Raw genomic sequence first — 13,648 nt, 5'->3', positions numbered from 1 at the left:
CCTTGCATATACTGCATCTACTCTATTGTTTTTTATTCCCAATATTCTGTCTATTTCCTTCTTTGGTACTCTCCTGAAATTATTTGATAATCTTATGCAGTGTATTTTTCCTTCACGATCCCATCTCCTCAATGTGGTTGCATCCATTTGCAGTATATCGCATGCTTCCCTTACTGTGTATATTTTACCCATATATATTGCATAACAATATATAACTATATATAAATATTCCCATAAACAGTTAAAACCCCTTTTCTGGAAATTGTATTGTTTTACATGAACCTCTTTATTCTCCTCGTCTGACTTAGTCATACCGGAACAGCCGATCTGACGGTTTTCTGAGAGAGAAAATTAAATATTACAGAGTAATAACATCAAAAGTGGAAACAGGTTCGAGTAAGTTTAAGCATTTGGTAGTCAACCAGCTGGGCTTGAGACACGCGATATCTCAGGCCGTAGCATTGAATGCCCCTGCCGGTACTATCGTTCTTTATATCGCTGGAACTGCTGCCCTAATAACTGATACTTTTGTTACTCATCAGGAAGGTGCCTATGCCATACCGCTGATCCTTCTGCTTTCGCTTGTGATATATGCGCTGATGAGTTATTCTATGTATGCCTTTTCAAGAAGACTCTCCAGTGCAGGTGGATATTACACATTTGTATCGCGGGGTCTGGGAACGTCAGCGGGCTTTGTAACTGCGCTGTCATATATAACATATGAAGTACTGAGTTTTACTGGATTTGGTATTCTTGGATTTTTGGGTTTTGGTTATGCTATTCTTCCGTCCATTGGAATATCCATTCCGGATCCTGATATAATCTGGATGCCGATTGCCGTTGTATTCATCGGTCTCGTCAGTCTTCTGATATATCTTGGCATAAAGCCATCATTGAGATTCGTCACATACACCATGTTTATTGAGGTGAGCTTTCTCATAACTACCTCCATCGCTCTCATCATCATGCACCCTGCAAGGGCAAACCTTGCTCCCTTCACCCCTTCACCAATGGGTAACGATCCCTATGCGATATTTGCCATGATGATCTACGCTATAGGCGCATTTGTCGGGATAGGAGGATCTATACCGATTGCGGAGGAGACAAAGAAGCCGAAGAGGAACGTTCCACTGGCCATAGTAGCTACCATAGCTATACTTGGTGTCACCATAATACTAGCCTCATACGCTCAGGTTATAACATGGGGGGCACAAAACATATCCACTTTTGGCATAGGTAGCAACGCGTATCCACTCCTGACCATCTACAGAACAGATTTTGGTTTTGCCAGCAGTATAGTGTTCTGGATTCTGATAGTCATCGTGCTCAATTCATTCTTCACGGCCACAGTTTCTCTGGGAACCAACGCGACCAGGGTCCTCTTCTCCATGTCTAGGGAGGGTGCGCTGCCTTCATTCCTTTCTGAGATCAACAGGAATAATGGAACACCTACCATGTCCATGATAACGCTAGCACTGATATCAATGGCCATAGTCATAGGTGTGGGTGCTGGATTTGAATTCATAGCAAAGATGTCGCCATTGAATGCGCTTCTCTCGTCATCTATCTTTCTCCTTATACTTGAAAGCCCTATCACATATATCGTACATATACTCACCAACACATCACTCTATAGATATATGAAAAAACACACAAGAATGAACTTCATGAACACCATCAGGTACCTTCTCATACCCTCCGCCTCAACAGCAACGCTGGTCGTGGCCATAGTGGCAAGCATCTACTTCAATCTCTTTTATGTCGATGCAGTTTACGCTTCCTTCGCCCTGATAGCTGTGATAATCGTATCAACCGTGATTATGAGATTCAAATTCAAAGAAAGACTGGAATACCTTGGAGATTTCAGTCTCTAATTTCTTTTATTAAGATCTGATCCTGCGAAAGCGTAATATTGTGTGTGATGATCTTCCGGAGTGATACTTGTATCTGAGGATGAATTTGGTAAATTTGATGAAAATTCGAAAAGCATACTGGTCAGAAATCGGAAATATCATCTCGATCCATCAATCGTGATAGATCCAGGAGATGAGATAATAGTTCAGGGGAAGCGTTTCATCGCATCTGAATTTCAGCCGATCTATTTCGGTAAACTTATAAAACGGAACACGCAGATCATCTCAGAGATCGATGCCTCATATATAATTGCCAGAACAGGCATAAGGCCCGATAGAGACGTTCTAGAGATCGGTGTTGGATCCGGCAATATGTCCTCATACATACTCTGGGCGTTGAACGGCAGCGGATCCTTAACCATCGTGGAGAGGGATGAAGAGAATCTCAGGAAGGCGCTTGATAACATCAACGAGTTCTATGATACCGCCAATATCAGAGTGAACCTGTGTGAGCTGAAGGATTTTGGAAGTGATAGATCATATGATGCAATAATAGCTGATATTCCAGATCCGTGGGATTATGCTGAAAAGATCTCTTCAATGCTGAAACCTGGCGGAATTGTCAGTTTCTATCTGCCAAATTTCGATCAGAGCGAAAAGACTGTCGTATCGATGGCGGCATCTGGATTGAAACATCTTGAGACCGTTGAGCTTATGAAACGCAGAATACTCGTAAGGGAGGGCGCTACAAGACCAGCAAGCGATGATCTTACGCATACAGCTTTCATCACATTTGCAATAAGGAGATCAGGCATTGAATACCGCATTTAAAGAGAGGTTAGGGGTTTGGGGGAAGTTTTAATTCTCCTTCTTTGGACAAGAGATACACGGACTTCCCACAATAGAATTATACTTAAGTAGGATCGGTGCAGTCCGAATACACGCCCGTGGTCATAGCGATATATGGCTTGTACTTATGTCCGGAAGAGCAGAGGTCTCTTCGATGAAAGGAAGATCCGAAGATTCAGCTTAGGAGTAGTTCACTATGTCTGATATTGGGCATGATTTCAGATATTCCATATTTGCTATTGACCTTTATCGGAAAATGCCTATGCGAAATAGCATTTCTAACGCATCAATTTTAATATCCCTATGTATGTATGAATGTATCATGAGATTTGACAGGCAGGATAAGGCTGTATCACCTATAATCGCCACTATACTGCTCATAGCGATAACGATAGTTCTTGCGGCAACGCTCTATTCCCTGCTTGGTGGTTATGTTTCACTAATATCCGCACCGACGCCACAGGCATCCATGACCATAACGAATCAGACCCAGCAGAATTCAAATGATGGTGTATACACCATATACATAAGCGGCGTCAATCAAAACATATCGTTATCAAAAGTAACGCTGGAGTTTCAATCTTCCAATGGGAATGTGACAGAGATACCGCTGACGCAGGGTACCATAGAAACTCAATACTGGAAGGTAACGGTGAATGGGCCGGATTATCTATCGGCACTTACAGTGATAACTATAAGCAGTTTACCGAACAATGGAAATCCATTCATAAAATTCGTTAAGCTGGTTGATACCGTTACGGATGGCACTATAGCAAGCCAGAGTGTTGGTCTTGCTTCGGCAACTTCCTGATGTTCTCCAGGTTCATAACCACTATGGCATCGTTCCCAACATTCACGTTTGACATCGGGATTAGATAGTTGCCATCTTCATCCATTGGTATATTCAGCCTGCCCCTGCCTCCAGATGGTTTAGTTACCATCGTTATGAGGTTCCATTTTTCGTCCGCAAGGAAGTTCTTAACGTATCCTATTATCTCACCAGAGCTTGACATAACCGGCTTCTGATTCACGCGCGAATAGAAATCCATCATAAATACAATATGAATTGGTATTTATTTTTATTTATTGCATTTTGGCCATTCTTCAGAAGATCTGGATTTTCCACCTACCGTCATTTTAGTTGGGGATAAAATATTCAATAAGGGAGGATCAGAGATATAGACCCTGATCCTGAAGCTGTTTCCTCCTCTCAGATACGGACTTGCTCATGGTTTCTGAGAGTGTCCTGTAGAACTTTATGACCTCTTCGTCCACAGAAGGCCTTATGGTCTTCAGAGCATCGAGGAAGTTTTTCTGAGAAACGGAGGTTGCGTCTGGATTCTCCCTGTAGGCGTTCATACCGGCCTCCCTGCACAGATTCTCCAGATCTGCTCCAACATAACCTTCAGTCCTCTGAGCGATGTCATTCAGATCCACATCTGGCGCAAGTGGCATGTTCCTTGTATGCACCTTGAGTATGCTGAGTCTCGCCTCCTTGTCTGGTGGGGGTATATATATCAACTTGTCGAATCTGCCAGCCCTGAGAAGTGCGGGATCCATTATGTCCGGCCTGTTTGTTGCTCCTATCACCACAACACCGTTCATCACCTCGATGCCGTCCAGCGATGTCAGCAACTGGTTAACTATCCTTTCAGTAACGCCTGAGTCGCTTGTTGTCCCTCTCCTGGGTGCTATCGAGTCTATCTCATCCAGGAATACAATGGCAGGTGCTACCTGCTTTGCCTTCTTGAATATCTCCCTTATGGCCTTCTCGCTCTCTCCAACCCATTTGCTGAGGACTTCTGGGCCCTTTATTGATATGAAGTTTGCGTTGCTCTCCGTTGCCACGGCTTTTGCCAGAAGGGTCTTACCGACACCGGGCGGGCCGTATAACAGGAATCCTTTGGATGGCCTTATGCCAAGTCTCTTGAATACATCCGGCTTCAGGAGAGGCAATTCAACAGTCTCCTTTATCTCTCTCTTTACATCCTCAAGACCGCCGATATCATCCCAGTGGACATTTGGAACCTCAACCATGACCTCTCTCAGGCTGCTAGGTTCTATCGATTTAAGCGCATTCTTGAAGTCTTCCTCGGTCACCACCATCTTTTCAAGTATCTCCGTGGGGATCGGCTTGTCAAGATCGATCTCTGGCAGGTATCTCCTGAGTGCGTTCATCGCGCTCTCCCTGACCAGAGCCGCGAGATCCGCTCCGACAAAACCATAGGTGTAATCTGCCATTTCCTCAAGGAATTTGTTCTTCTCCTCCTCGCTCATTCCCAGGGGCATGTTTCTGGTGTGTATCATCAGTATCTCCTTTCTTCCGTTTCTATCAGGAACACCGATCTCTATCTCTCTATCAAATCTACCAGGCCTTCTGAGGGCGGGATCTATTGCATCTATGCGGTTTGTTGCGCCTATAACTATGACATGCCCCCTCTCCTTCATCCCATCCATCAATGTCAGAAGCTGTGCAACAACTCTGCGTTCAACCTCGCCCTGAACCTCCTCTCTCTTGGGTGCAATGGAATCTATCTCATCTATGAATATGATAGATGGAGCGGTTTCTTCGGCCTTTGAGAATATCTCCCTCAGCTTCTGTTCACTCTGACCGTAGTATTTACTCATTATCTCAGGTCCATTTATGGAGAGGAAGTTGGCGCCAGATTCATTTGCAACGGCTCTGGCTATGAGCGTTTTACCCGTCCCAGGTGGCCCATATAATATGACCCCTTTGGGCGGTGTTATCCCCAGTCGCTCGAAAAGTTCGGGGTGCTTCAGTGGAAGTTCTATCATTTCCCTTATCTTTCCGAGCTGCTCAGACAGGCCTCCAATATCCTCATAACTTATCCTTGAAACCTCTTCTAGAACCTCAGAGGCCGGCTCCTCCCTTATCTCTATCTTGGTCTCCTCGCCGATCTCTACGGGAACCTTGCTCGGTAGAGTTTTGACAACCTTGAAAAGAAGTCCAGTTTGGCCTGCAAGAGTCAGGCCAGGAACACTTATATTGTCTTGTTCGAGCATGGGTCTTCTTATCAATGCACGCTGTACATATTCCTCTATTCCTTCACCGAATTTGAGTCTTTGATCTTTCCGTATGATAGGTGCCAGGGTGACCTTCTTAGCGATCTCAGTCCTGACCTTTCTGACCTTGACCTTATCACCTATGGATGCTCCACAGTTGTTTCTCATGACACTGTCTATTCTGACAATGCCCTTGTTCTCATCTTCAGGCCTTGCTCTGTAGACCCTGCCCACTGTTTTTCTGACCTTTTCGATTTCAACAACATCACCGATCTCGGCATCAAGCAACCTCCTTGATGATTCATCCAGTCTGACTCTTGACATGCCAGGATCGGTTGAGTTTGCCTCTGCAACCCTGAGTATGATCCCGTTATTGGATTCCATAAGGCCATATTGCTTCCCGAATATTTTAAGTTTGTCAGCTTATGGAAATGACATGGGATGGAATACAGACCGGTATATCTGAAATGGAATTATTTAGAGAGAAGTTAGTGATTTGAGAGAAGTTGTAAATCTCCCTTTCGTGCAGGGAATGAATGGGCTTCCCTTAATAGAATGATTTATGAACTGTCTTTCCATATTTTGAATCATCCACGATAAACAAGTGGATGATACTTGGGTTGGATCGGTGCGATCCGAATATGCGCCTTTGGAGATAACCTGTCGGGATACCCGGCCTGTGAAGTATTAGATAGGTGTCGCGGAAGTAGGAAGATCCGAAGCTTCAGCTGAGGAGTAGCTCACTATCATCGTTAGTTCACGCTATTGCTTTTATAGCGTGAGCTAATCATGTGGATATGAAGGCTGCTGTCCTTGAAGAAATAAACCATCCGCTGTCGATAGTGGATAAAGACATTCCAGAACCGGCTGATGATGAGGTAATAATAAGACAGGACTACGCTGGTTTATGTTACAGAGACATTCTTAGTGCAACAGGATTTTTTCCTAGGATCCAGCTACCCATAATTCCTGGGCATGAGATCGGTGGGACAATTGTCAAGATCGGAGACAAGGTTAAGAATTTCAGAGTCGGCGATCATGTGGCCAGCCTGATATACGTTCCCTGTGGAAAATGCGAATACTGCAGATCAGGCAATGAAAATCTATGTCCATATAAAAAATCTATAGGAGAGGAGATCCAGGGAGGGTTCAGGGAATACGTAAATATTCCGGAGATTGCCGTTGTTAAGGCGCCGGGAAACGTAGACAGCAGATATCTGCCAATAGCATCGTGTGTCACGGGCATGATATATCATGCGCTATTCAGGCTTGCAAAGATCAGGGAAGGGCAGAAGGTACTGATCACAGGGGCCGGTGGTGGAGTCGGCTCCAATGCTGTGCAGATGGCTAAGGCTTTTGGTGCAACGGTCATAGCCGAAACGACCTCTGATCAAAAGAAGGAGATGCTTCAAAAGATCGGCGCGGACTATGTGGTTGATGGTAACGGAAAATTCAACGAGGAAGTGAAGAAAATTGGCGGAGCGGATGTGGTACTGGAATGTGTCGGCATATATACTTTCGAGAGGGCATTGAGAAGCCTTAACAATGGAGGAAAAATGATCGTGATCGGAAACGTCAAGCCTGATCCAGTGAATTTACCTCTAGGTCTCATCATACTTAAAGGCAATACCATACGAGGGAGCATCAGTTCAACAAGGAAGGATGTGTCAGATGCCCTGAGTCTTGTCGCGGATGGGAAGATAAAACCGGTGATAGGCATGGAGATGGATCTGAACAGGATCAACGATGCGATAGACATGATGAAGAACAGGCAAACTGAGGGCCGCGTTCTTATAAAATTCAGATAAGACCATTTGCGATCTGATGACCATGTGTTTATTCAAAATTTATATTAATACTTTGACTCACACTAAAAGTTTGTCTCATGATCCGTCTATCTTTTTGCCATGGGGGCAAGTTTTTGGATTTCCAATCGAGGCAGATATCTTTTTGGCGTCATCGTAGTCCACCAGAAAGTCAAAATTACCTATCTTCTTGCAAGCATCATTGGCATCGATGCCACTTCTGCTGTACAACACCTCGAGAGTCCTGTGAACCATAACTATTCTCCTGTATGTTTCTTCTCCTTTATCGGTGAGCGCCACCATACCACGATCCTTCTTTATCAATCCCTTCTCCTGAAGTCTTGTAAGTATCTCCAACACGGATGGGGGCTTTATATTCATGGAAGCCGATAGATCTTTGAGTCTTACGGGAAACGGCCCATTGGAAGACTCCTTGATGGTTATAAGGCAGTCTCTTTCCTTCTTCGTTATGTTTTCCATATTATATTAGTATCAATCTAACTTATTTAAAACTTTCTAATATGTGACAGAATCCGCTGTAAGTCCATCCACTATAGGTGATTCTTGAAAAAAACTTTAGATATTTCATAAATGTGCATCAAAAGATACTACACTTCCATATATTTTATGAAAAACTTTAAGCCATAAAGGTTTTAGGGGTATCGATCTGTATGGAAGAGCTGATATGCAATATAGAATTTGCCAAAGAATCTGACACGGAATATACCGCCAAGCTGAGGACTGAAATGGGCGGGCTCAGAGAATACACTGGAAGAACGTTTGAGGATGTATTGAATCAGGTTATACTGGAACTCGAAGAGGAATTTTCCTAAGATTGAAACCACTAATGTTCCTGGGAAAAGGAGAACTTAGAGACTATCAATCAAATTGTCTCTATTTATCGTTTTTTCATCATTCTGAAATATCGTTCAGATGAACATAGAATGTGGCAACTGTTTTTAAATTTTGGATTGATAAAGATGCATGAGATCCGATGATTATAGATATGCAAGGCAGATGGTTTTAAGGCAGTTCAATAACGATGATATCGCCAAGATCAGATCTTCCCGGATTCTCGTGGTGGGTATAGGTGGCGTTGGCAGCCTCATCGCCGATCTGTTTGTTCGCAGCGGTGTTAAGAGCATAATGCTGATAGACAGGGATTATGTATCATCATCCAACCTTTATAGGCAGACGCTGTATTCCGATGAAGATATAGGCGATTCGAAGGTTGTTGCTGCTAAGCGCAGACTTGAAAAAGTCAACCCTGAAGTTGAGGTTCTTGCAATAAATGAAACGTTTGATGCGCAAAACGCTGAGAAGCTCATATCATCTGTGGATATAGTAATGGATGGAACAGATAACCTTACAAGCAGGCTCATAATAAACGATGCCTGTGTCAAGACCAGCAAACCATGGGTGATGGCATCGGCCATAGAAACATATGGTCAGGTTAAGGCTATAATTCCCGGAAGAACATCTTGCTACAGATGCTATTTTACCGGCGATCCTTTTCCACAACCGACATGTGCAGAGGTGGGTGTACTCAGCTCGCTTGTGACCGCGATATCGTCCTTGGCATTCACGCTGGGCATCAAGATCCTCACAGGTAAGGAAGTGGACGGTTCGATATACAATCTGGACATATGGAACATGGAGCTGGATAGCATCCGCGTGGATAGAAGGAAGGATTGTCCCAGCTGCGGTCTGCATAATTACGAATTCCTTTCAGACAAATATAAAAATATAGGCTTGGACTTTATGCCATAGATGAAGATAAGGGGCTTGATCTTTGATTTCGATGGGACACTGCTGGATTCGGTGGAGCTGAGGATCGATTCATGGAAGAATGCGTTCAAAGCCTATGGCGTTGATGTTCCTGAGGATCTAATTCGACCGATGATAGGTTTTCCGGGGGTTGACCTAGCCAAGAAATTTGTGAGAAACCCGTTGGATGTGGAGATGCTTCAGGAAGATTACTTCCTGAAGAATATCGAATCTGCCAGGTTCTTTCAGGATGTCATACCAACGCTAAATAAGTTGAAGGAGATGGGCATAAAAACTGCGGTAGTGACCTCTACCAGAAGGATCGTGATACAGAGATTCAGTATACCCGTCGATCATATAGTGACTATAGATGATGTTTCCAAAGGGAAGCCAGATACGGAGCCTTATTTGAAGGCCATCAATATGATGGGCATCAGACCTGAGGAATGCATCGTGGTGGGGGACATAGAGAATGATCTGATCCCGGCCAGGAGGCTAAAATGTATATCCGTGCTTGTCAAGCATGGTCGAAATATAAGTTCAGCCTTTGCGGATTATGAAATAGAAAATATAGGAGATATACTTGATTTGATAAAAAAATTGGAAGTCAATGAAAATCGCTGAATCCCTTTCTTCGCCGGAATCGTAGAAGATTATAAAAAAAGTTAGGGACTTGAGGGGAGCAGTAAGACTTCAACCTTCAGGGAAGAGATACACGGACTTCCCACAATAGAATTATACTTAAGTAGGATCGATGAGATCCGAATACACGCCTGTGGTTATAGCGATATATGGCTTGTACGTATGTCCGGAAGAGCAGAGGTCTCTTCGATGAAAGGAAGATCCGAAGCTTCAACTTAGGAGCAGCTCACAGATCCATTTAATTGGGATTTCGGCTATAAATGCCTTAAATCGCTTTCCATAATCGATCTCCGAGGATCAACATCGTCCGAAGAAGGTTTGACCTCTATTGCTTTCTTTAAGAAGATCGGGTTTTTCTAGCTCAATGTCCAAAGTACCTTCTACGAATATGATTAGAGATCACTTATCTGAGAGAAATAATAGGTAAAGTTGGATATCTCCAAATAGTTTTCAGAATCTCCAATTGAGGCGTTCGGATTAGTTATAGGTATCCTGATCGTCGTTGGCGTTCCATACGTGAGCGATATGCTCTTGATCAAACCATTTATTTCTATGTTCATCATATTGCCAGCTGTAAATTCTGTGGGCGTAAATGATATTTCTATGAAGTTTCCTTGCTGTGTTTCATTTACGTTTTCAAATAGACTTGGAACGGTCAGCGATACCTTCTTCTCAAATACCGCAAAGAGTATCCTCTCGCTGAATCTAATTGTCAAATTCACCGGTTTAAGCATCCAGCCAGATGACATCAGTGCAGAGGTGTTTACGGGTATGAGCAGATCCGCAGTTGCCTCTGACAGTGCCGGAACTATGACCTCTGAATTATAAATTGTTATTACAGCACCGGTGTATGCCCTGTTTTCGAAGATGGCTTCAACCTTGAGATAATAATCCTGACCAAGTTTTTCGAGGCTGTTTATATTGAACGAATCGGATATGGCGACAGACGTCATCTGCTGTTCTTGCACTGCTATGCCAGTTGAGACAAGCATAACCGAGACAAACACGGAGAAAATCAGCAGGAGGATCGAGAACGTCTGACGCATACTGAAAATAGGTGAAATAAATATTTAAATTTTATTGTAATTGGAACCGAATTTTTCTTATTTTTTATTATTATGTCGGACAGAAATCTGACCGTATCATTAATTTTTTATCGAAACGCGCAATAATGAATTATGATCCTCGCTGAAGTGACCTATATTCCAATTGGCTCGGGTACGTCTGCTTCCAAATACATAAACGCCGCACTGGAGGAATTCAAGAAATCGGGTATTAATTTTTATCCGAATAGCATGGGAACCGTGTTAGAGGTGAAGACAATTGATGAAATATTTGATGTTGTCAAGAGAGGGGAAAAGGCGATACTTTCAATGGGAATAAAAAGGGTCGAAACATATATAAAAATCGATGACAGAATAGATGTGGAGAACAGTGCGGAGAGAAAGTTAAAAGCTATCAAATATTGAATTGAATTTCGATATAGTTTTCATTGAAATGAATATTTTAAATATCAAAAAAAATTTAGCCATTATGAATGTAAAGAATTTCGCCAAGAGTCAGATGCAAAACGCCTGTGAATACCTTAAGAATCAGAATCCAAAATATGACTGGGTCGGCATTTACGTTCTTGAACACGGTAAACTGAAGCTTGAGGCCTTTGTTGGAGAAAAAACGGAGCACGTTGAAATCAATCTCGGTGACGGGTTATGCAGTTTGGCAGTCATCAAGAACGATATAGTCAATGAGTACGATGTGAAGAGCAACCCAAAATATCTCGCCTGCTTCCCGTCCACTCAGTCTGAGATAGTTGTACCCATAAGATTCAACGGGAAGGCAATCGGTGAAATTGATATAGATTCTGATCAGAAGGCTGCTTTCGGCGATGAAGATGAGAAATTTCTCTCACAGATAGCAGATCTTATTGCACCCATAGTATATCAATTCTATATGGAGTAGCTTATTGGAAGGACTTGTGATCCTGGAGGAAGCTGTAAAACGCTTTATTCGGGCTGAAGATAAACGGACTTCCTCCAATAATAAAATTTCATGAAGAACTTGTAAAACCGATGAGAATGGGGCGTGTGCTACGAATACACATTGTGGAGACGCCAATAGCGCGATACGATAAGCATGACGATACCATCCGTCCGTCTTTGAAGTTTGGATATCCGAATCTTAAGCTGAGAGGCATATCGCTGATTCTTAGAACAGGTAAGTATGACATAGATGCACATTGGTATAGATCGCTCAATGATTATAATCCGTAATTCTAATAACTATTTATACAAATACTGTATTATATTATTAACTATGAAGGCAAATGAGGTATTAAATCTGCTACGAATATCATGAAAGACGCTTTATGTATACGCCTCAACGGGGAAGGAAAGTTCATTGGAGATAGGCTATGAAAACGATGAGAACTGAACAGATCTTCATCCGTGACAATGGCGTAATATCCAGAATGTGCCATTTATCAAAGAACCTATATAATCAGGTAAATTATATCATAAGAAACCAGTTTTTCAATAGGGAAAAATTATCATCATACAAGGATCTTGCGAAACAGTTTTCAAAACCATCAGATATAGAGGAAAACAACAACTTCCAGAAACTGCCAGCACAGACGGCACAGTGGACAATAAGAAAGGTCAAGGAATCATGGAATTCGTTCTTTAAGGCATTAAAAACATACAAAAAACATCCAGAATTATTTAATGGAATTCCGAAACCACCAAAATACAAGAATAAAGATGGAGAATTTATATTAATATTCACAAACCAGCAGTGTTCTATTGATAATGGAATATTAAAATTCCCAAAAATCATGGATCTGGAGGTGAAGACAAGATTAGATGATAATACAGATTTAAGGGAGGTAAGAATTATACCATTTGGTGTTAGGTATAATGTGGAGATAGTATATTCTAAAGAGATATCAGACGTATCGGAGTTAAGTCCTAAGAGAATACTGGGCATCGATATTGGTGTAATGAACATCGTAACCATTGGAAACAACATATCCGAAAAGGGTATTGCTGTCAAGGGCGGTGTTCTGAAATCAATAAACCAGTATTTCAATAAAGAGTTATCAAGATTGAGATCGATCAGTGACAGGCAGAGGAAAAACAGAGAGAATACAAAAAGGATAGATAAGCTCTTCATGGAGAGAAACAGGAAAGTAAAGGACATCATGCACAAGCTTAGCAGATCCATAGTCGAATACGCATTGTCAAGAAAGATCGATACGATCGTTATAGGTCACAACGATGGATGGAAGCAGGATACCGATATTGGGAGAACAAACAACCAGAACTTTGTGCAGATACCCTTTAATATGCTCATACAGCAGATTAAATACAAAGCAGAAGAGAAAGGGATCAATGTCATGATACAGGAGGAGAGCTATACAAGCATATGTTCGTTTCTTGATAACGAAATCATAGAACACCACAACACGTACATGGGAAAGAGAATAAAGAGGGGTGTATTTCAGTCTGCAAATGGAACATTAATACATGCGGATCTAAATGCATCCTACAACACAATAAGAAAGGCAGTCCCTGAAGCATTTGACGGGATAGAGGGTATTGGGTTATACCCACGAAGTTTAAGCATCAAGGAGATGATAACTTCCAGAGGTGGATGTTAACATGGTTAACAGAAACCATAACCTGGTATCGCAAAATTAGAAATAGTCTTTTA

The 13,648-nt window shown here is 42.4% G+C and carries 15 protein-coding genes; 10 read left to right on the top strand and 5 right to left on the bottom strand.

The features are described 5' to 3' along the window. A partial coding sequence (locus tag DMB44_RS09305; RefSeq protein ID WP_153280158.1) for a helix-turn-helix domain-containing protein occupies nucleotides 1–312 on the bottom strand: 312 nt, incomplete at its 3' end. Nucleotides 313–380: 68 nt separating this feature from the next. On the opposite strand from DMB44_RS09305, the gene DMB44_RS05000 reads away from it, so the two are divergent. The 3 genes from DMB44_RS05000 to DMB44_RS04990 all read left to right on the top strand — a co-directional run bounded on the left by DMB44_RS05000 (nucleotide 381) and on the right by DMB44_RS04990 (nucleotide 3,513). Continuing rightward, a complete protein-coding gene (locus tag DMB44_RS05000) occupies nucleotides 381–1,874 on the top strand; it encodes an APC family permease (protein WP_237265305.1) in 1,494 nt (497 codons plus the stop codon). Between the two features lie 60 nt (nucleotides 1,875–1,934). Next, nucleotides 1,935–2,684, top strand: coding sequence for a tRNA (adenine-N1)-methyltransferase (locus tag DMB44_RS04995; RefSeq protein ID WP_110641454.1), 750 nt, complete (start codon nucleotides 1,935–1,937; stop codon nucleotides 2,682–2,684). Nucleotides 2,685–3,024: 340 nt separating this feature from the next. Next, on the top strand, nucleotides 3,025–3,513 hold the full coding sequence (locus DMB44_RS04990; protein WP_237265304.1) for an archaellin/type IV pilin N-terminal domain-containing protein: 489 nt from the start codon (nucleotides 3,025–3,027) through the stop codon (nucleotides 3,511–3,513). Here DMB44_RS04990 and DMB44_RS04985 read toward each other — a convergent pair. Continuing rightward, nucleotides 3,470–3,754, bottom strand: a complete 285-nt coding sequence (locus DMB44_RS04985; RefSeq protein WP_110641450.1) for a PRC-barrel domain-containing protein — start codon at nucleotides 3,752–3,754, stop codon at nucleotides 3,470–3,472. The two genes, DMB44_RS04990 and DMB44_RS04985, sit on opposite strands and share 44 nt — an antisense overlap. A 118-nt stretch (nucleotides 3,755–3,872) precedes the next feature. Beyond that, nucleotides 3,873–6,110 (bottom strand): VCP-like ATPase, encoded by a 2,238-nt coding sequence (vat, locus tag DMB44_RS04980; protein WP_110641448.1) that lies wholly within the window; start codon nucleotides 6,108–6,110, stop codon nucleotides 3,873–3,875. Between the two features lie 413 nt (nucleotides 6,111–6,523). Here vat and DMB44_RS04975 point away from each other — a divergent pair, with 413 nt between their 5' ends. Beyond that, nucleotides 6,524–7,534 (top strand): zinc-binding dehydrogenase, encoded by a 1,011-nt coding sequence (locus DMB44_RS04975; RefSeq protein ID WP_110641446.1) that lies wholly within the window; start codon nucleotides 6,524–6,526, stop codon nucleotides 7,532–7,534. Between the two features lie 75 nt (nucleotides 7,535–7,609). Here DMB44_RS04975 and DMB44_RS04970 read toward each other — a convergent pair whose 3' ends face one another. Continuing rightward, the gene (locus tag DMB44_RS04970; RefSeq protein ID WP_110641444.1) at nucleotides 7,610–8,011 is read right to left on the bottom strand and encodes a metal-dependent transcriptional regulator; all 402 of its coding nucleotides are present in this window, start codon (nucleotides 8,009–8,011) and stop codon (nucleotides 7,610–7,612) included. Between the two features lie 191 nt (nucleotides 8,012–8,202). Between DMB44_RS04970 and DMB44_RS09490 the strand changes: the two genes are divergently transcribed. The 3 genes from DMB44_RS09490 to DMB44_RS04960 all read left to right on the top strand — a co-directional run bounded on the left by DMB44_RS09490 (nucleotide 8,203) and on the right by DMB44_RS04960 (nucleotide 9,922). Next, a complete protein-coding gene (locus tag DMB44_RS09490) occupies nucleotides 8,203–8,364 on the top strand; it encodes a hypothetical protein (RefSeq protein ID WP_201796932.1) in 162 nt (53 codons plus the stop codon). 151 nt (nucleotides 8,365–8,515) lie between these two features. Further along, entirely contained in the window at nucleotides 8,516–9,301 is a 786-nt protein-coding gene (locus DMB44_RS04965; RefSeq protein ID WP_110641442.1) for a HesA/MoeB/ThiF family protein, read from the top strand. Continuing rightward, a complete protein-coding gene (locus DMB44_RS04960; RefSeq protein ID WP_110641440.1) occupies nucleotides 9,302–9,922 on the top strand; it encodes an HAD family hydrolase in 621 nt (206 codons plus the stop codon). Nucleotides 9,923–10,332: 410 nt separating this feature from the next. Here the strand turns inward: DMB44_RS04960 and DMB44_RS04955 are convergent, their stop codons facing one another. Then, nucleotides 10,333–10,986, bottom strand: a complete 654-nt coding sequence (locus DMB44_RS04955) for a hypothetical protein (RefSeq protein WP_110641438.1) — start codon at nucleotides 10,984–10,986, stop codon at nucleotides 10,333–10,335. A gap of 132 nt (nucleotides 10,987–11,118) precedes the next feature. On the opposite strand from DMB44_RS04955, the gene DMB44_RS04950 reads away from it, so the two are divergent. From DMB44_RS04950 to DMB44_RS04940, 3 genes are all read left to right on the top strand, one after another. After that, on the top strand, nucleotides 11,119–11,409 hold the full coding sequence (locus DMB44_RS04950) for an MTH1187 family thiamine-binding protein (RefSeq protein ID WP_110641436.1): 291 nt from the start codon (nucleotides 11,119–11,121) through the stop codon (nucleotides 11,407–11,409). A 64-nt stretch (nucleotides 11,410–11,473) separates the two neighbouring features. Continuing rightward, on the top strand, nucleotides 11,474–11,899 hold the full coding sequence (locus tag DMB44_RS04945; protein WP_110641434.1) for a GAF domain-containing protein: 426 nt from the start codon (nucleotides 11,474–11,476) through the stop codon (nucleotides 11,897–11,899). A 451-nt stretch (nucleotides 11,900–12,350) separates the two neighbouring features. Beyond that, complete coding sequence (locus tag DMB44_RS04940; protein ID WP_110641432.1) at nucleotides 12,351–13,595, top strand: RNA-guided endonuclease TnpB family protein; 1,245 nt, start codon at nucleotides 12,351–12,353, stop codon at nucleotides 13,593–13,595. Nucleotides 13,596–13,648: the final 53 nt, after the last annotated feature.

This window comes from Thermoplasma sp. Kam2015 (assembly GCF_003205235.1).
Classification (GTDB): Archaea; Thermoplasmatota; Thermoplasmata; order Thermoplasmatales; family Thermoplasmataceae; genus Thermoplasma.
The sequence above is the reverse complement of the archived record's forward strand: the minus strand, read 5'-3'. Positions and strand labels throughout refer to the sequence as shown.

Bases quoted from the DNA above. Each gene is read 5' to 3' on its own strand.
- DMB44_RS04990 (WP_237265304.1), top strand. From the start codon at position 3,025: ATGAGATTTGACAGGCAGGATAAGGCTGTATCACCTATAATCGCCACT.
- DMB44_RS04985 (WP_110641450.1), bottom strand. From the start codon at position 3,754: ATGATGGATTTCTATTCGCGCGTGAATCAGAAGCCGGTTATGTCAAGC.
- vat (WP_110641448.1), bottom strand. From the start codon at position 6,110: ATGGAATCCAATAACGGGATCATACTCAGGGTTGCAGAGGCAAACTCA.
- DMB44_RS04975 (WP_110641446.1), top strand. From the start codon at position 6,524: ATGAAGGCTGCTGTCCTTGAAGAAATAAACCATCCGCTGTCGATAGTG.
- DMB44_RS04970 (WP_110641444.1), bottom strand. From the start codon at position 8,011: ATGGAAAACATAACGAAGAAGGAAAGAGACTGCCTTATAACCATCAAG.
- DMB44_RS09490 (WP_201796932.1), top strand. From the start codon at position 8,203: ATGGAAGAGCTGATATGCAATATAGAATTTGCCAAAGAATCTGACACG.
- DMB44_RS04965 (WP_110641442.1), top strand. From the start codon at position 8,516: ATGAGATCCGATGATTATAGATATGCAAGGCAGATGGTTTTAAGGCAG.
- DMB44_RS04960 (WP_110641440.1), top strand. From the start codon at position 9,302: ATGAAGATAAGGGGCTTGATCTTTGATTTCGATGGGACACTGCTGGAT.
- DMB44_RS04955 (WP_110641438.1), bottom strand. From the start codon at position 10,986: ATGCGTCAGACGTTCTCGATCCTCCTGCTGATTTTCTCCGTGTTTGTC.
- DMB44_RS04950 (WP_110641436.1), top strand. From the start codon at position 11,119: ATGATCCTCGCTGAAGTGACCTATATTCCAATTGGCTCGGGTACGTCT.
- DMB44_RS04945 (WP_110641434.1), top strand. From the start codon at position 11,474: ATGAATGTAAAGAATTTCGCCAAGAGTCAGATGCAAAACGCCTGTGAA.
- DMB44_RS04940 (WP_110641432.1), top strand. From the start codon at position 12,351: ATGAAAACGATGAGAACTGAACAGATCTTCATCCGTGACAATGGCGTA.